We start from the raw sequence: 16,371 nt of genomic DNA, 5'->3' as shown, positions 1-16,371 counted from the left end.
GCCATGCCGCTGATCGCACCACCGCTGTCGCTGTACGTCCACATGCCGTGGTGCGTGAAGAAATGCCCGTATTGCGATTTCAATTCGCACGGGCTGCGCGGCGAACCGCCGCCGTACGATGGCTACATCGACGCGTTGTTCGCCGACCTCGATGCCGACCTGCACGACTTCGGCGACGCCGTGCACGGCCGCACCGTGCACAGCATCTTCTTCGGCGGCGGCACGCCCAGCCTGTTCGCGCCGGCGCTGATCGATCGCTTCCTCGACGGCGTGCGCCGTCGCCTGCCGCTGGCGCAGGATGCGGAGATCACGCTGGAGACCAATCCCGGCACGGTGGAACATGGCCGTTTCGATGGCTATCTGGCGGCGGGCGTGAACCGTCTTTCGTTCGGTATCCAGAGTTTCGACGACGCCAAGCTGAGCCGGCTGGGTCGCATCCATTCCGCCAGCGAGGCCGAGACGGCGGTGAAATCCGCGCAGGATGCGGGCTACCGCAACATCAACCTCGACCTGATGTACGCCCTGCCCGAGCAAACGCAGGAGGGCGCGCTGGCCGACGTGGCGCGCGCCGTGGCGCTGCAGCCCACGCACATCTCGCACTACCAGCTCACCCTGGAACCCAACACGGCCTTCGCCGCCAACCCGCCGCCCCTGCCGGACGACGACCACGCCTGGGCCATGCAGGAGGCCTGCGAACAACAGCTGGGGGCCGCCGGCTATAGGCAATACGAGGTATCCGCCTACGCCCGCCCCGACCGCCGCTGCGTGCACAACCTCAATTACTGGCGCTTCGGCGACTACCTGGGCATTGGCGCCGGCGCCCACGGCAAGATCACCGACGCCGCCCGCGGCGAAGTCATCCGCCGCTGGAAAACCCGGCATCCCAAGGCCTACCTGTCCGCGCCGGGCAGCAAGGAGCGCATCGGCGGCAGCGGCGCGGTGGCGGGCGACGAGCTGCCTTTCGAGTACATGCTCAACGCCCTGCGCCTGATCGACGGCGTCCCCATGGCCGACTTCGCCGAGCGCACCGGCCTGCCCGTCGAGCGCATTGCGGATGCCATGGCTCAGGCGCGGCGGAAGGGCTGGCTGACCGATAGCCCCGACCGCCTGCAGACGACCGCGCTCGGCCAACGCTTTCTCAACGACGTCATTTCCGGATTTCTTGACTGAATCCACCGTCCGGCCGATAGCGGACGTCCCACGCCAGCCTTAGACTCTTGGCCATCCGGGGGGAATGAATCTAGGGTCTGTATGGAAGTCGAACAGCAGGGTCGACGGCCGTCGCTTGCACCCGATCGGGATCTGCGTCCCGATCATGCCAGCTGGGCGCCGCGTGCCCGTCGACTGATCGAAGAAACCCATGCGCTGTGCGTCAGCTGGCTGGAAACACCGCTGCGCCAGTGCCTGGTGGAGGCGGAGCAGCGCCTCTATGCCCAGGCGGAGCGCTCGCGCAATCCCGTCGAACAGCAGCAATGCCTGTATGGCCGCCAGATGCTGCAGCAGCAGCGTCCGGCCGTGGAGCGGCGTTTCGTCGAAGGCATCCGCCAGCATTTCAATGGCGTGGGCGCCCAGCCCGAACCGGAGACGCCTGCCGACGCGCTGCGTCGCCCCCTGGAACTGCTCGACGCCACCGAACACGAGCAGATGGCCGCGCTGGAAAAGCTGGTCGCGCGCGGCGAGGCCCGGCACGGCGCATCGCTGTTCGAACTGGGCTACCGCCTGGCCGTACTGGTGGGCCAGCCACCGCTGGAAGGCGAGTGCCTGCCGCTAGGCCCGCACGCGTTGGCCACCTCGTTCCGCCAGGCCATCAACTCGCTGGAACTGTCCCTCGAACACAGCCTGCTTTTGCTGCAGAGTTTCGACAACGTCATGGTGCACGGCCTGTCGACGCTGTACGACACAGTGAACGAACACCTGCGCGCCGACGGCATCCTGCCGCAGCTGCGTGCCTTCCCCACCCCGCCGCGCGCCATGCAGGAAAGGCAGCCGCGCCACGCCGGCGGCGACAATGCGCCCGCCCCGTTCCAGCGGCAGCAGCCCACGACCACCGCGCCCGCGCCCGCCACCGCCCCGCGCAGCGACAGCATCGCCGTGCTCGACAGCCTGCGCGAGATGCTCGCGCAACATCGCGCGAACCAGGGCGCGCTGGATTACCACAGCGGTCGCGCGGCCACGCCGGAAGAACTGCAGCTGGCGCTGGACGCCCTGCAATTGCACGTCAGCGACGTCGCCGACAACGCACGACGCGAACTGCTGAGCGCGCAGGCGCTGCGCGACGAGCTGATGACCCAGCTCAACGCGGGCCGCCCGCAAGGTTCGGCGCAGATGCACCTGACCGCCGAGCAGGGCGACACCGTGGAACTCGTCGCGATGCTGTTCGAGCAGATGGACCGCCAGCTGCATCACCAAGGCAACGCGCATTCACTGTTGGGCGACCTGCAACTGCCGCTGCTGCGCATGGCCGTGGCGGACCAGGATTTCTTCAACCAGCGCGAACATCCCGCGCGCAAGCTGCTGGGCCTCGTCACCGAAGCGGCGAACGACTGGCTGGACGCGCCCGACGGCGACATCGACCGCTCGCTCGAAGCCAAGCTCACCCAGCTGGTCGACCGCGCACGCCGCGAGCCGCCCAGCACCGGCCTCTACACCAGCCTGCTCGCCGACATCGAACATCACCTTGGCCTGCTCAACCGCAAGGCGCAGATCGCCGAGCGCCGCCAGGTGGAAGCCATGCAGGGCCGCGAGCGCCTGGAACAGGCACGCCACCACGCCAATGCGCTGATGACGGAGCGCTTCGAGAAGTGCAACCCGCGCGGCTTGCTGCGCACCCTGCTCGAACGCGCATGGTCCGACGTGCTTGCGCTGACGTTGCTGCGCCACGGCGAAGACAGCGAAGCCTTCGTCTCGCGCCTGCGCATCACCGACCAACTGCTCGGCCAATTGCCCGTGACCGATCGCCACCTGTTGCAGGCGGAGGTGGAATCCGGCCTGCAGCAGATCGGCATGCACGCCGAGGAAGCCGTGCAGGTGGCGCAGCGACTGCTGGGCGTCCCCGCGCAGGGCGCGCCCAGCCAGGACACCGCGACCACCACCGAACTGGCCCTCAAGCTCAAGCAGCGCCAGCGCCTGGGCGAACACCTTGCCCCGGAAACTCCCGCGCCTGCGGCACCCGCGCCAGCCCCGCCGCCCGAGTCGCCGGAAACACGCATCCGCCAGCGGCTGCGCCAGTTGCCCTTCGGCAGCTGGTTCGAGTTCATCGACCCCGCCAACGGCCGCGTCACGCCACGCAAGCTGGCCTGGTACTCGCCGGTCTCGGGCAACAGCCTGTTCGTGACCCGGCGCGGCCTGCGCAGCCAGGAAATGACGCTGGAACAGCTGGCGCATGAAATGGTCTGCGGCCGCGTGCGCGAAATACCGCCGATGAAGGAAAGCCTGCTCGACCGCGCCTGGCACGCCCTGACCAGCCACCTGCGCCAGATCACCAGCGGCCACGGCACGTCCCCGCGCTCAGGAGCATCCACGTGAGCGAAAACGTCGCCTCCATCGACCAGCGCCGCGCCCTGCGCAAACGCGCCAACTTCACCGCCGTCGTCACCGACGTCATCACCGGCCAACCCATCGGCCACCTGGGCAATCTTTCCGCCAATGGCATGCTGTTGATCAGCACGCGCCCACCGCGCAGCGAAGCGATCTATCAGGTGAGCCTGTCCCTGCCGGGCCTGGGCAGCGCGCCGCAGAGCATCGAGGTGGGCATACAGGAACAGTGGCACGAGGCCGCGGCCAGCCCTGGGCAGGTGTGGGCGGGGTATCGCATCGTGGCGATCGACGATGCGGATGCGGCGTTGCTGGATGCGTGGCTGGAACAGCCGGATCGGGAATAGGTTTGGGTTGGGGCTGGTGCGATCTTTATGTGCGGCGTTGCATGAGCGCTCTCGCTCGGCCCCGACAGTGCGAAGCGCACGAGGGTCTTATATCGGGCCTCAAGGGCGTATAGGCCTCATTCTTTAGCCGTCATTCCTGCGAAGGCAGGACAAGCGCGAAGCGCGCAGAACGCCCGTAGGGCGGCCCCGAAGGGGCGAGCGAAGCGAGTCATCCAGTGACTTTGCTTTTGGCTGTCGCGTTGCGGCGATTGGCGCCTTCGTGCGTTCCCGCGACCGGGCCGCCTACGCGGCGGGCGTTTCGACCTTCTGCCGAAGGCCGAGTCACTTTTCTTTTGCTGGCCCAAAAGAAAAGTAACCCAAAGAAAATGGCCTTCAGAGCCAACGCCCGCAGCATTCCGTAGGGATAAGCCCGAACGCTTGAGGTGCGTTGTGGCTTGGCAACCTTCGCCGCTACACAGCGGGTACTTCGGAGCGCTTCGCAACGCGCCGTGACGGTGAGGGCTTAAAGCAGCGTGCGCTACGCTTCCCGATCGCTGAGGTTGGGTAAAGCGGACGCTACGCTTCCCGACCGTTTTGGAGAGCTCGCCACCTTGTGGCAAGCCATTCCTGTAGCGCGGCATTCCATTTCCGGAACACGACACTCCGACATAACGCCTCGCTCCTGCTCTTAGCAGCCTGTTCAAATCTCGCGTGAGTCCACATTTCGCCTCACCGTCATCCCCGCGAAGGCGGGGGGCGCTTCATCAACAGCCGAATGGCTGGTCATCCAGCGACTTTACGCGCTGCGAGAAGGATTAAAGACACTGGATCCCCGCCTTCGCGGGGATGACGGTGAGGGGACAGTTGTTGCTCCGGAGATTTTGAACAGGCTCCAAGGCAGGCGCTGCGCGCCTGCCACGACGCGATGTGCCGCACAGCGGCACGAGCCGTCGGCTCGACGCTCTTGATCTTCCGGGTCCCCGTATGAGGCGGCGGGCGGGTGGAGGAATAGCCCGCAGGGTGGCTCGCAAGGATGCGAGCCAGTTTGTCGTCAGGGCAGGATGCCCTGTCGACAAACCCCGCAACCCGTCCGCGTACCTATCGGGCTTCAGCCCGATAGGCGCCTCATCCGGGGGCCCTTCTCTTTGGTTACTTTCTCTTGGGCAAGCAAGAGAAAGTGACCCGGCCTCCGGCAGGAGGGCGGAACGCCCGCCGCGTAGGCGGCCCGGTCGCGGGAACGCTAAAAAGTGCCGACCGAACTCCACGCGAAAACCCAGCGCAAAGTCACTGGATCCCGGCCTTCGCCGGGATGACGGCTAAAGAATGAAACGGCGAGGCATAGGTAGCCATGCCACTCTCCTCAAGCGGATGCCCAAACAAATCCACCGCCCACTCAACCCAGCCCCCCCCAAAACTGGCGATCCCATCCCCACCGCGCCATCATGTCCCTCTCTCCCCGCCTCCCAACCCCCAGACACCAAGGCACACTCCCGGAGTCACCATGCAAGACCGCCTCGCCCCCCTTTATCCCCAGCACCTCGCCACGCTGCGCGAGCGCGCCGACAAGGCGCTTGCCCTGGGCGGCTTCGATCATCTGGTGATCGCCGCGGGGACGCCGTTGCGCAAGTTCCTCGACGACCAGGACTACCCCTTTGTCGCCAACCCGCATTTCCGCCACTGGCTGCCGCTGACCGACACCCCGGGAAGCTGGATCGTCCACACGCCGGGCCGAAAGCCCAAGCTGATCTATCTGCAGCCCAAGGACTACTGGCATGTCGTGCCGGCCGCGCCCACGGGTTACTGGGTGGAGCATTTCGACATCGAGATTGTGCGCAGCGCGACGGACGCCGTGGCCCTGCTGCCGGGCGAGAGCACGCGTCGGGCCATCATCGGGCCCGAGTGCCCTGCGGTGCCTGGCGCGGAAGCGAACAACCCGCAGGCGGTGATGGATTACCTGCACTGGCATCGCTCGATCAAGACGCCGTACGAGCTGGAGCTGATGCGTGAGGCGAGCCGCATCGGCGCCCGCGCTCACCGCGCGGCCGAGCAGGCGTTTCGCGCCGGCGAGAGCGAATTCGGCATTCACATGGCCTACCTCGCCGCAGCGCGCCAGGTCGACGCCGAGCTGCCCTACGCCAGCATCGTGGCCCTCAACGAACACGGCGCCGTGCTGCACTACACGCACTTCGACCGCAAGGCGCCCTCGGAAAGCCGCTCGTTCCTGATCGATGCGGGCGCCAGCGCCGCCGGCTACGCAAGCGACATCACGCGCACCTACGCCGCCAGGGGCCACGAGGAATTCCAGGCGCTGATCGACAGCGTGGATGTCGCCCAGCGCGGTTTCGCGGCCAAGGTGCGCGTCGGCCAGAGCTATCCCGAGCTGCACATCCATGCGCATCACGTGCTGGCCGAGGTCTTGCGCGAACACGGCATCGTGCGCATGAGCGCCGAGAGCGCCGTGGCATCCGGTGTCACGTCGGCCTTCTTCCCGCACGGCCTGGGCCATCCCATCGGGCTGCAGGTGCACGACGTCGCCGGGTTCCAGGCCTCCGAAACGGGCGGCACCATCGCCCGCCCCCCGGGCCACCCCTACCTGCGCATGACGCGCGTACTCGAGCCGGGCATGGTCGTCACCATCGAACCGGGCCTGTACTTCATCGACATGTTGCTCGACGAACTGCGCGACAAGCCGGTAGCCGCGGATATCGACTGGACCCGGGTGGAGCGCTTGCGCCCCTACGGCGGCATCCGCATCGAGGACGACGTGGTGTGCACCACCGACGCGCCGGAGAACCTCACGCGCGACGCCTTCGCGTCGCTCTGAAAACCTTCCACCAAGGGAATGGATGCTCATGATGTCCAAGGACACCGTGTCGGTCGCACGTGACCGACACACGTTTTTCATCTCGCTGACGCTTCTACTGCTGCTGGTCCTGTTCCCGATCCTTCGTGCGGATCGGTATTACAGCGACGACGTGACCCGTGCGATCACCGGTTTTTATGGCTGGGATGCGAATGGCCGGCACCTGGCCATGCTGGTCATGCGCCTGCTCCAGTTCAATCTTCGCCATCTTGTCGATATCTCGCCGCTGCCGCAGATAGGCGCCATTGCGGTACTCGCGGCCACCAGCGTGCTGATGGCGCGACGCTATCGCATCGAGTCGCCGTGGCTGGCCGCCCTCATCGCCTTCCCCCTCGGTGCACAGCCGTTTTTCCTGGAGAACCTGTCGTACCGCTTCGACGCCTTGGGCATGTCGCTGGCCTTGTTCACCGCATGGCTCCCCTTCATGGCCGCTGGCGCTGCTCGCAAGGGCTGGATACTCGGCGCGATCGCTCTGTTCGCCAGCCTCTGCTTCTATCAGCCCGCGTTGACGGCCTTTCTGATCTTTACGTTGATGGAGCTGGTGGTCGGCCAGGCAGAACAACGCCCGCCACGCGAATTGATACGGACACTGGCCGGGCGGGTGGCCCAATGCATCGTGGCCATGGCTGCTTACCAGCTGCTGATCGCTCCCACCATCGAGGACTGGCTGAAGGAGCACAGCGCCACGATCCGGGGCGTGGGCGAGCTGTGGGTGCTGAAGAGAAACGCCCTGGATTTCTATGGCTATATGGCGGGCGCCTTCAATACGCATTGGCTGCGATGGGCGGGCCCGCTGCTGCTGGTGATGGCCGCGATGCCTGCGCTGCTTGCGTTTCGCTATGCCCGCCAACAACGGTCGCGTTGGGGCATGGTTCTTTGGCCAGCCTTTGGATTGCTCATCCCTTTCCTGGCGACGCTGTCGATCACGCTGCCCATGCTTCCCCTGCGTAACCCGGTGATACTGCCGCGCGTGTTCATGGGCGTCGGTGCGCTTCTCTGTGCGGGCTTGATCTGCATCTGCTGCGCTATTCGCGCCTGGGGGCGGTCCCATCGCTGGGTGATGGCCTGCGCAAGCCTCTGGGCGCTGGGCATGGCAAGCTTTGCCGCCGTCTATGGCAATTCACTGGGTGCCCAGAAGGCGCTTGAGGAACGGGTGGCGTCGACCCTGTCGAACGACGTGGCGGCACTGGCCGCAGAGCATCCGGTCCACTACATCCTGATCGATGGATCGGTCGGACTCGCTCCCGTGACGGAGCGCGCCGCGCAGGAGTTTCCGCTCATCAGGACGCTGATCTTCCCGTACCTGCGCGAGGCGGATTTCCACACGTCGTATTACCTGCGCTACTACTTGAGCGACACCCCTGAGCTGGCCCGCGAGCCGGGCTCGCAGGCTCGCGTTGCCGCCATCCTGGCGCAGGCGTGCAGCGCGCCGGTGCTCATGACACGCGGCAACTACGCCGTGCGCCTGGTCGATGACACGGTCGTGGCCACCTTTCCTGCGGGAACCCCAAAGGGCTGCTCGTAAAGCCATACCCGGCACGGGTACGGCTTGCCATCGCGGGGATGGGAAGGAGCACCCATCCCGGGGCAGCCAGCATGACCGGCAACGACGCTAGGTAAAAACACCTACACCCAAAAGCGCCTTTTTCGTAGCGACATTTCAGCCCACGCGGCTATCCACCGCTGCGTCAACCTCCCGCACGACAACTTCACATACCTTCCGTATGCTCGCCCCTAGATGAAGCTTTGGGGGCTTTGAAGCATGTCCATGCCGTCCGCCGAGCCGGCCAGTCCGGGCCGCGCTGCCGCCGATCCGCCAAGGCCGCCGCTGCGTCGACTGGGGCGCGAGCTGATCCTGCTCGTCATCGCCAAGATCGCGTTCCTGTCTGCGATCTGGTGGGTGGTCGCAGCGCATTACGAACGACCTGACACCCGACCCGCCGCCATCGAGCATCTGCTCGCGCCGGCATCCTCTTCTTCCTCAACGCAAGCAGGCAGCCCATGATCATCGACTCCGATGTCGTCACGCTCTCACGCCTGCAGTTCGCGCTGACTGCGCTCTATCACTTCCTGTTCGTGCCGCTCACCCTGGGCATCGTGTGGATCCTCGCCATCATGGAGAGCGTCTATGTGATGACAGGGCGCGAAGTCTGGAAGCGCATGGTGCAGTTCTGGGGCGTGCTGTTCGGCATCAACTTCGCCATGGGCGTCGCCACCGGCGTCACCATGGAGTTCCAGTTCGGCATGAACTGGGCCTATTACGCGCATTACGTGGGCGACGTGTTCGGCACGCCGCTGGCCATCGAGGGCCTGATGGCGTTCTTCCTCGAGGCGACGCTGGTGGGTCTGTTCTTCATGGGCTGGAACCGCATGTCGCGGGTGTCGCACCTGCTCACCACGTGGTTCCTCGCGCTGGGCACCAACCTTTCCGCGCTGTGGATCCTCATCGCCAACGGCTGGATGCAGAACCCGGTGGGCTCGGCCTTCAATGCGCAGACCATGCGCATGGAGGTCACGTCCTTCACCGAGGTGATGTTCAACCCCGTCGCGCAGGCGAAGTTCGTGCACACGGTGAGCGCCGGCTACGTGGTGGGTTCGATGTTCGTGCTGTCGATCAGCGCGTGGTATCTGCTGAAGGGGCGCAACACCGATTTCGCCAAGCGCTCGATGACGGTGGCCGCCAGTTTCGGCCTCGCCGCGGCGCTGTCGGTCGTGGTGCTGGGCGATGAATCGGGCTACGCGGTGTCCGAGAACCAGAAGATGAAGATGGCCGCCATCGAGGCCATGTGGGAAACGGAACCCGCGCCGGCGTCGTTCACCCTGGTCGGCGTGCCCGACGTGGAGAACCACACCACGCATTACGCGCTGCGCATTCCGTGGGTGATGGGCCTGATCGGCACGCGCTCCATCGACAAGCCGATTCCGGGCATCGCCAACCTGGTGGAGGACACCAAGGGGCGCATCAACAACGGCATCCTCGCCTATGACGCGATGCTGGTGCTGCGCGAGGACAAGAACAACGCGCAGGCCAAGGCGATACTCGCCGCGCATGACAAGGACATGGGCTACGCCCTGCTGCTGAAGCGCTTCATGGACGACCCGCGCAAGGCCACGCCGGCGGATATCCAGAAGGCGGCCGACAGCACCATTCCGAACGTGCCGGTGCTGTTCTGGTCGTTCCGCCTGATGGTGGCCTGCGGCTTCTACTTCATCGCGCTGTTCGCCTTCATGTTCTGGCAGGCGAGCAAGCGCCAGCTCGACAAGCGGCGCTGGCTGCTCAAGCTCGCACTGTGGAGCCTGCCGCTGCCGTGGCTTGCCGCGGAGCTGGGTTGGATCGTGGCCGAATACGGGCGCCAGCCCTGGGCCATCGAAGGCATCCTGCCGACCGCGCTGGGCGTATCCAGCGTGACGGCCGGACAGGTATGGACCTCCCTGGGCGGTTTCGTGCTGTTCTATAGCGTGCTGGCCATCATCGACGCCACGCTGATGGTGAAGTACGCAAAGAAGGGGCCGGACGGCCTCGGGCTGTGGCCGCCCGCCGAGCCCGTGCCGCCGGTGACCCACCTTGCCACGCGCGTCGGCGCCTGAGGAGAACGCCATGTTCGACTATGAAACGCTACGCGTGATCTGGTGGGCCCTGCTCGGCGTGCTGCTGATCGGCTTCGCCATCATGGACGGCTTCGATTTCGGCATCGCGGCGCTGCTGCGCGTGCTGGGCAAGACCGAGGACGAACGGCTGGTGATGCTGGAAACCATCGAGCCCACCTGGGAGGGCAACCAGGTGTGGTTCGTACTGGGCGGCGGCGCGGCGTTCGCGGCGTGGCCGCAGCTGTATGCCGTGTCGTTCTCCGGCATGTACCTGGCGATCTTCCTGGTACTGGTCGCGTTGATCCTGCGTCCAGTGGGCTTCAACTTCCGCGGCAAGGTGCACGACGAACGCTGGCGCAACGTGTGGGACTACGTGCTGATCGCCTCGGGCATCGTGGTGATGCTGATTTCGGGCGTGGCGTTCGGCAACCTGTTCCTCGGCGCGCCGTTCCAGTTCGACAACGACTTGCGCATGACCTGGCACGGGAGCTTCTTCGAACTGCTGCATCCCTTCGCGCTGGTGGCGGGCCTGGTGTCACTGACCATGCTGCTCGCCCACGGCGCCTGCTGGGCGGCCTACAAGGCCGACCACGTGGTGGCCGACCGCGCGGTGCGCGTCGCGCGCTTCACCACGCTGGCCTATGTGGTGCTCTACGTGCTCGCCGGCATCTGGCTGGCCTATGGCGTGGCGGGCTACGCTATCGTCGGCCCGGTGGTGACCGATGGCGTGTCCAATCCGCTGTTCAAGCAGGTGGCGCACGGCAGCAGCTGGTTCGCCAGTTATATGGAGCATCCTTATTTCTGGCTGGCGCCGGTGCTGGGTTTTGCCGGCGCCATCGGCGTGCAGCTCACGGTGGGCAAGAAGGGCCTCGGCGGCTTCGTCAGCAGCAGCCTGATGGTGGCGGGCACCATTCTTTCCGCCGGCTTCGCGCTGTTTCCCTTCCTGCTGCCCTCGCGCCTCGATCCGCGCTCCAGCCTCACGGTGTGGGACGCATCATCCAGCCAGGGCACGCTGGGGCTGATGCTGGCGATGACGGTGATCTTCATGCCCATCGTCATCATCTACACCAGCTGGGTGTACCGCGTGGTGCGCGGTCGCGTCACGCTGGAGCACGTGCGCCATTCCGGCCACGGTTACTGAGAGAGGAACGACGCCATGTGGTATTTCTCCTGGATTCTCGGCCTTGGCCTCGCCACCGCGTTCGGCATCCTCAATGCGATGTGGTACGAGGTGCACGCCACGGACGAGGCGCATCAACGCAAGGAGCCGCGTCCGCCCTTGGGTTGACGCTTGAGGTGATTCGCGGGGCGCATCGAGTGCGCCCCGCGGGCATCGATCAGCGCGAGGCCAGCAGCGCCTCGATCTCGTCCGCATCCTTGGGTACGCCGTCGGTCAGCACGTCGTTGCCTTCCTTGGTCACCGCCACGTCGTCCTCGATGCGGATGCCGATGCCGCGCCAGCGCTCGGCGACGGTGAAATCGCCGGGCGGCACGTAGATGCCCGGCTCCACCGTCACCACCATGCCGGGTTCGAGCACGCGCGGCTCGCCGTCCACGCGGTAGTCGCCCACGTCGTGCACGTCCAGGCCCAGCCAGTGACCGGTCTTGGCGGGGAAGAAGCGCTTGTAGCTGCCTTCCGCGATGGCGTCGTCGGCACTGCCCTTGATCAGGCCGAGCGCGCACAGCCCTTCGGTGATCACCCGCACGGCCGCTTCGTGCGCCGCGTTGAACGCGCGCCCGGGCAGCACTTCGTCGATGGCCGCCAGCTGCGCGGCCAGCACCACTTCGTACAGTGCCCGCTGCTCGCGGCTGTAGCGGCCGTTCACGGGAAAAGTGCGCGTGATGTCAGAGGCGTAGCAGTCCACTTCCGCGCCGGCGTCCACCAGCAACAGGTCGCCGTCGCGCAACATGGCGCGATTGGCCGTGTAGTGCATCACGCAGGCATGCGCGCCGCCGGCCACGATGGGCGGAAACGCGGGAACGGCGCCGCGGCTGCGCATCACACGCAGGATTTCGGCTTCCACCTCGTATTCATGGCGGCCGGCGATGGCCGACTGCATGGCCGCACGATGCGCTTCGGCGGCAATCGATGCCGAGGCGCGCATCAGTTTCAGCTCGGCACGCGACTTGTACAGGCGCAGGTCGTGCAGCAAGTGGCCCAGGGCCACGAACTCCTTCGGCACCACGCCGCCGCCGCGCAGCTGGCGCAGGCGGCGCATCCAGCCCAGCAGGCGCGCATCGAACTCGGGTTCGCGGCCGAAATGGCAGTAGACGCGGGCCCTTCCCTCGATCATGCCGGGCAGGATGTCGTCGATGTCGTCGATGGGGAACGCATCGTCCATGCCGTGCTCGCTCACGGCGCGGTCCGTGCCGATGGACTCGCCGTGCCAGCGCTCGTGCTCCGCGTCGCGCTCGCGGCAGAACAGCACCGTCTCGCCATGCTTGCGGCCCGGCAGCAGGGCCAGCACCGCGTCAGGCTCGGGGAAACCCGAGAGATAGTGCAGGTCCGAATCCTGCCGGTACGGCCAGTTGGCGTCCGCGTTGCGCACGCGCTCGGGCGCGGCGGCGATCAGCAGCACCGCGTCCTCGCCCGCCATGCGCATCAGCTGGCGGCGGCGGCGGGCGTATTCTTCGGGCGAGATATTCAATGCACGGTGTCGTTGCTGGGGCCGTGGGGGTTCGAGCATTCGGCGAACAGCAGCATCGCGCCCATGCGCACGAATTCGTGCACTTCGATCAGCGAATCCTCGTCCTCGGCCTCGTCGCCGAACTCGAAGGAAGAGGCCGCGATGGTGCCCAGATCCTTCAGGATCTCCTGCGCCTCCTCCGACAGCTTGGCGTGCGTCTCGGCGCCGCCCAGACCGAAGCCGCCCAGGAAACCCCGGCACCAGTCGACCAGGGCGTCGGCGCGCTCGCTCACCGGCCGGTCGTCGGCGGGCAGCAGGGGTTCGAAGCCCAGCTCCGGATCGGCCAGCTCCGTTTCCGTCTGCTTCACCAGGCGCTCCAGCAGCGCCTGGTCGCCGGGAGACGGCGTGGCGGCCTCGGCGTCCATGTGCAACGCCTCCACCAGCGACTGCTTGCCGATGCGCCCACCGCCAGCCAGGAAGCCGCACAGCGAGCCATGAAGGCCGCTGGCATCCTCGGCCAGTTGAAGACGGGCCGCCGCGGCGTCCAGTTCGTCGTAGCCGATCAGCTCGTGCGCTGTCATGGCTGGGCTCCTTTGAAGACAATGGCCGAGTTTAATGCACTGGTTCCCGAAACGCCCCGAGCGCCTGCTGCTTTGACCGATGTGCCTGCTATAGTTCCGGCCCATGAGCGCGTCCGATTCCGTCAAGCCAGACCCCGTCAAGCAAGAGCTTGCAGCCCTGGGCGAGCAGGTCGACCGGTTGCTTGATGCCGTGCGCCGCCTCACCGAGGAAAACCGCAGCCTGCGCCACAGCCAGGAACAGCTGGCCAGCGAGCGGGCCGGTCTCATGGCGCGCAACGAACAGGCGCGCAGCCGTGTCGAGGCAATGATCCAGCGACTGAAGGCGCTCGAGAACAATGGCTGAGAGCAGCGTGGGTACCACCGCCAACGAACCGGTCGCGTTGCGGCTGGTGGATCGCGAATTCCTGATCGCCTGCGCGCCGGAAGAGCGCGAGGGCCTGCTGGAATCGGCCGCCTACCTCGACCGCAAGATGCGCGAATTGCGTGCCAACGCCAAGGCGCCGGGCTTCGACCGCCTGGCCGTGCTGGCCGCCATCAGCGTCACGCACGAGTTCCTGGCGCTGCGCAAGCAGCACACCGGCTCTGATCAGAGCGTGACCGACGGCATCACCGCGTTGCGTCGCAAGCTTGAAGCCGCACTGGACGCCCACATAAAATAGTCCACGGCGTTTTCTGCGGTGTGCGCCAGCACACTCTTACATTTGCCTTGTTCCTAAATACGGCCCCGGGTCGGCTTTTCATCGGCTGTTGTGCATGTCCGCCACGTGCGGAAAGCCTTGAGGCCATGTCGCCCTCCCACCTGATCCATCGTGGATCAAGGTCGTTTGGTGGGCAGCGGCATCGCGGTTAACGCCACCTCATTCCCTTCGTGCGGCGCCGACAGGCGCCGCACGTGCAAAGGGCTCGCGAACGCCCCGCGGCGGCGCCAGCCCAGGGCCGCTCGCTTTGCAGGAGACGCGAACGTGGACGCCAATGCCCAGCGACGCGAACTACGCCGGCAACTGGCCGAACAACGCCGCGCCCTGACGCCCCCGCAGCGCATCGCTGCCGCGCAGGGGCTGCGCCGCAGCCTGGAACAGCTTCCCGAATACCTTACCGACGCGCGCGTGGCCGGCTACTGGGCCTGCGACGGCGAGCTGCCGCTGAACCTGGTGATCCCGCCGCTGGCGACGCGCGGGCAGCAATTCCTGCTGCCGGTGATCGGGCCGAACCGTCAGCTGCGCTTTGCCCCCTGGCAGTCCGGCGAGGACGTCCAGCCCAATCGCCATGGCATTCCCGAACCGGCCGCGCCGAGCGAACTGCTGGAGCCCTTCCAGCTCGACCTGGTGCTGGTGCCGCTGATGGCCTTCGACCGCCGTGGCAACCGCCTGGGCACGGGCGGTGGCTATTACGACCGCGCGTTCGCCTTCCTCAACGAACAGGTTCGCCCCACCGAGCCGCTGCTGGTCGGCATCGCCTACGCTTTCCAGGAGCTGCCGGAGATCGCGGAAGAGCCTTGGGACGTGCCGCTCGATTTCATCGCCACCGATCGGGAACTGATCGACTGCCACGCCAACGGCGAGGATGGAGAAGCTCACGCATGAGCAAAAATACCCAGTACTGGTTGATGAAATCCGAGCCGGACGCCTTCTCCATCGACGACCTGAAGAAGAAGGGTCAGGAGCACTGGGACGGCGTGCGCAACTACCAGGCGCGCAACTTCATGCGCGACGGCATGCGCATCGGCGACAAGATCTTCTTCTACCACTCCAACTGCGCAGAACCCGGCATCGTCGGCATTGCCGAAGTGGCCACCGACGCGTATCCCGACCCCAGCCAGTTCGACCCCAAGAGCAAGTACTTCGATGCCGCCAGCTCGCGCGACAACCCGCGCTGGATGCTGGTGGACGTGAAGTTCGTGAAGAAGCTCAAGCGCACCATCACGCTCAAGGAACTGCAGGCCGAGCCGGCGCTCGCCGAGATGGCGCTGGTGCGCAAGGGCAACCGCCTCTCCGTGATGCCGGTGGGCGCCGAGGAATGGCGCCACATCCTGGCGATGGAATAACTTTTCTCCTTACCGGAAACCCAAGCGCATGAGCGCCAACGAAAAACGCCAGGCGGGCGAAGCCGCCATCCGCTACGTCGAGGCCGGCGCCATCGTCGGCGTTGGCACCGGCTCCACCGTCGCCTTCTTCATCGATGCACTGGCCGACCTGAAGGACCGCATCCACGGCGCGGTGTCCAGCTCGGAACAGTCCACCGCGCACTTGAAGCGCGTGGGTATTCCCGTGCTCGATCTCAACGCCACCGGCCGGCTCACGCTCTATGTGGACGGCGCGGACGAGTGCGATCCGCACAAGCGTCTCATCAAGGGCGGCGGCGCGGCGCTGACGCGCGAAAAGATCATCGCCGAGGCCAGCGACAAGTTCGTCTGCATCATCGACTCGAGCAAGCAGGTGCCGGTGCTGGGCAAGTTCCCGCTGCCCATCGAAGTGATCCCGATGGCGCGCAGCCTGATCGGCCGCGAAATCGTCAAGCGCGGCGGCAACCCGGTGTGGCGCGACGGCGTGGTCACCGACAACGGCAACTGGGTGATCGACGTGCACGGCTGGCAGATCACCGACCCGGTGGGGCTGGAGAGCGATCTCAACCAGATCCCTGGCATCGTGACCGTGGGCCTGTTCGCGCGCCGCCCGGCCAATGTGGTGCTGGTGGGTGACAAGGTGATGGGCTGACGGCCGGCCATATTGGCGTAGAAGCGTGAAGAACGCCTCCCGGGAAACCTGGAGGCGTTTTGCTTTCAGTCCGTCATCGTTGGTGTGTCATTGCCCAGGGGGCCCGGCTGCCACGCGAGGAGCGCATCCCAGCTATCC

Annotated in this window: 16 protein-coding genes and 1 other RNA gene; 15 read left to right on the top strand and 2 right to left on the bottom strand. The window is 66.2% G+C overall.

Annotated elements, in window-relative coordinates; all coding sequences use genetic code 11:
* The first annotated feature begins 3 nt into the window (after nt 1–3).
* The 9 genes from hemW (at nt 4) to cydX (ending at nt 11,599) form a co-directional block, all read left to right on the top strand.
* Nucleotides 4–1,170: a radical SAM family heme chaperone HemW gene (hemW, locus tag BDW41_RS06720; protein ID WP_074546227.1), complete on the top strand. Its 1,167-nt coding sequence runs from the start codon at nt 4–6 to the stop codon at nt 1,168–1,170.
* Between the two features lie 81 nt (nt 1,171–1,251).
* Nucleotides 1,252–3,525, top strand: a complete 2,274-nt coding sequence (locus BDW41_RS06715) for a DUF1631 family protein (RefSeq protein ID WP_074546230.1) — start codon at nt 1,252–1,254, stop codon at nt 3,523–3,525.
* Nucleotides 3,522–3,881, top strand: coding sequence for a pilus assembly protein PilZ (locus BDW41_RS06710; protein WP_074546232.1), 360 nt, complete (start codon nt 3,522–3,524; stop codon nt 3,879–3,881). The genes BDW41_RS06715 and BDW41_RS06710 overlap by 4 nt, the downstream gene beginning before the upstream one ends.
* A gap of 1,480 nt (nt 3,882–5,361) precedes the next feature.
* A complete protein-coding gene (pepQ, locus tag BDW41_RS06705) occupies nt 5,362–6,684 on the top strand; it encodes a Xaa-Pro dipeptidase (protein ID WP_074546234.1) in 1,323 nt (440 codons plus the stop codon).
* Nucleotides 6,685–6,715: 31 nt separating this feature from the next.
* Nucleotides 6,716–8,248 (top strand): glucosyltransferase domain-containing protein, encoded by a 1,533-nt coding sequence (locus tag BDW41_RS06700; RefSeq protein ID WP_158536983.1) that lies wholly within the window; start codon nt 6,716–6,718, stop codon nt 8,246–8,248.
* 237 nt (nt 8,249–8,485) lie between these two features.
* Nucleotides 8,486–8,728: a cytochrome oxidase putative small subunit CydP gene (gene cydP, locus BDW41_RS06695; protein ID WP_233496798.1), complete on the top strand. Its 243-nt coding sequence runs from the start codon at nt 8,486–8,488 to the stop codon at nt 8,726–8,728.
* The gene (locus BDW41_RS06690) at nt 8,728–10,311 is read left to right on the top strand and encodes a cytochrome ubiquinol oxidase subunit I (protein WP_233496811.1); all 1,584 of its coding nucleotides are present in this window, start codon (nt 8,728–8,730) and stop codon (nt 10,309–10,311) included. The genes cydP and BDW41_RS06690 overlap by 1 nt, the downstream gene beginning before the upstream one ends.
* Nucleotides 10,312–10,321: 10 nt before the next feature.
* The gene (gene cydB, locus BDW41_RS06685) at nt 10,322–11,452 is read left to right on the top strand and encodes a cytochrome d ubiquinol oxidase subunit II (RefSeq protein WP_074546239.1); all 1,131 of its coding nucleotides are present in this window, start codon (nt 10,322–10,324) and stop codon (nt 11,450–11,452) included.
* Nucleotides 11,453–11,467: 15 nt separating this feature from the next.
* Nucleotides 11,468–11,599, top strand: a complete 132-nt coding sequence (gene cydX, locus BDW41_RS06680) for a cytochrome bd-I oxidase subunit CydX (protein WP_074546241.1) — start codon at nt 11,468–11,470, stop codon at nt 11,597–11,599.
* A 49-nt stretch (nt 11,600–11,648) separates the two neighbouring features.
* Here cydX and BDW41_RS06675 read toward each other — a convergent pair whose 3' ends face one another.
* Nucleotides 11,649–12,998 carry an aminopeptidase P N-terminal domain-containing protein gene (locus tag BDW41_RS06675; RefSeq protein WP_074546243.1) on the bottom strand — a complete coding sequence of 450 codons (1,350 nt, stop codon included), beginning with the start codon at nt 12,996–12,998 and terminating at the stop codon, nt 11,649–11,651.
* Nucleotides 12,956–13,519, bottom strand: a complete 564-nt coding sequence (locus BDW41_RS06670) for a UPF0149 family protein (protein WP_074546246.1) — start codon at nt 13,517–13,519, stop codon at nt 12,956–12,958. Before BDW41_RS06670 ends, BDW41_RS06675 begins: the two co-directional genes overlap by 43 nt.
* 103 nt (nt 13,520–13,622) lie before the next feature.
* Here BDW41_RS06670 and BDW41_RS06665 point away from each other — a divergent pair, with 103 nt between their 5' ends.
* The 6 genes from BDW41_RS06665 (at nt 13,623) to rpiA (ending at nt 16,233) form a co-directional block, all read left to right on the top strand.
* On the top strand, nt 13,623–13,862 hold the full coding sequence (locus BDW41_RS06665; protein ID WP_074546248.1) for a TIGR02449 family protein: 240 nt from the start codon (nt 13,623–13,625) through the stop codon (nt 13,860–13,862).
* Nucleotides 13,855–14,178, top strand: coding sequence for a cell division protein ZapA (locus BDW41_RS06660; protein ID WP_074546250.1), 324 nt, complete (start codon nt 13,855–13,857; stop codon nt 14,176–14,178). The genes BDW41_RS06665 and BDW41_RS06660 overlap by 8 nt, the downstream gene beginning before the upstream one ends.
* Nucleotides 14,179–14,185: 7 nt before the next feature.
* A non-coding RNA gene (gene ssrS / locus BDW41_RS06655) (6S RNA) lies at nt 14,186–14,372 on the top strand.
* A 109-nt stretch (nt 14,373–14,481) separates the two neighbouring features.
* Nucleotides 14,482–15,102 carry a 5-formyltetrahydrofolate cyclo-ligase gene (locus BDW41_RS06650; protein WP_074546252.1) on the top strand — a complete coding sequence of 207 codons (621 nt, stop codon included), beginning with the start codon at nt 14,482–14,484 and terminating at the stop codon, nt 15,100–15,102.
* A complete protein-coding gene (locus BDW41_RS06645) occupies nt 15,099–15,563 on the top strand; it encodes an EVE domain-containing protein (RefSeq protein WP_074546254.1) in 465 nt (154 codons plus the stop codon). Before BDW41_RS06650 ends, BDW41_RS06645 begins: the two co-directional genes overlap by 4 nt.
* A gap of 28 nt (nt 15,564–15,591) precedes the next feature.
* Nucleotides 15,592–16,233 carry a ribose-5-phosphate isomerase RpiA gene (gene rpiA / locus BDW41_RS06640; RefSeq protein ID WP_074546256.1) on the top strand — a complete coding sequence of 214 codons (642 nt, stop codon included), beginning with the start codon at nt 15,592–15,594 and terminating at the stop codon, nt 16,231–16,233.
* Nucleotides 16,234–16,371 lie beyond the last annotated feature (138 nt).

The sequence above is a fragment of the Dyella sp. AtDHG13 genome, assembly GCF_003201105.1.
Taxonomy (GTDB): Bacteria; Pseudomonadota; Gammaproteobacteria; order Xanthomonadales; family Rhodanobacteraceae; genus Dyella; species Dyella jiangningensis_B.
Note: the sequence above shows the minus strand (reverse complement) of the source record. Positions and strands in the feature narration are given on the sequence as shown.

What these genes read in the sequence shown, in the direction of transcription:
- cydB (WP_074546239.1), top strand. Translation starts at nt 10,322, where the DNA reads ATGTTCGACTATGAAACGCTACGCGTGATCTGGTGGGCCCTGCTCGGC.
- BDW41_RS06645 (WP_074546254.1), top strand. Translation starts at nt 15,099, where the DNA reads ATGAGCAAAAATACCCAGTACTGGTTGATGAAATCCGAGCCGGACGCC.
- BDW41_RS06670 (WP_074546246.1), bottom strand. Translation starts at nt 13,519, where the DNA reads ATGACAGCGCACGAGCTGATCGGCTACGACGAACTGGACGCCGCGGCG.
- hemW (WP_074546227.1), top strand. Translation starts at nt 4, where the DNA reads ATGCCGCTGATCGCACCACCGCTGTCGCTGTACGTCCACATGCCGTGG.
- BDW41_RS06700 (WP_158536983.1), top strand. Translation starts at nt 6,716, where the DNA reads ATGTCCAAGGACACCGTGTCGGTCGCACGTGACCGACACACGTTTTTC.
- BDW41_RS06665 (WP_074546248.1), top strand. Translation starts at nt 13,623, where the DNA reads ATGAGCGCGTCCGATTCCGTCAAGCCAGACCCCGTCAAGCAAGAGCTT.
- BDW41_RS06675 (WP_074546243.1), bottom strand. Translation starts at nt 12,998, where the DNA reads ATGCTCGAACCCCCACGGCCCCAGCAACGACACCGTGCATTGAATATC.
- pepQ (WP_074546234.1), top strand. Translation starts at nt 5,362, where the DNA reads ATGCAAGACCGCCTCGCCCCCCTTTATCCCCAGCACCTCGCCACGCTG.
- cydP (WP_233496798.1), top strand. Translation starts at nt 8,486, where the DNA reads ATGTCCATGCCGTCCGCCGAGCCGGCCAGTCCGGGCCGCGCTGCCGCC.
- cydX (WP_074546241.1), top strand. Translation starts at nt 11,468, where the DNA reads ATGTGGTATTTCTCCTGGATTCTCGGCCTTGGCCTCGCCACCGCGTTC.
- BDW41_RS06660 (WP_074546250.1), top strand. Translation starts at nt 13,855, where the DNA reads ATGGCTGAGAGCAGCGTGGGTACCACCGCCAACGAACCGGTCGCGTTG.
- rpiA (WP_074546256.1), top strand. Translation starts at nt 15,592, where the DNA reads ATGAGCGCCAACGAAAAACGCCAGGCGGGCGAAGCCGCCATCCGCTAC.
- BDW41_RS06715 (WP_074546230.1), top strand. Translation starts at nt 1,252, where the DNA reads ATGGAAGTCGAACAGCAGGGTCGACGGCCGTCGCTTGCACCCGATCGG.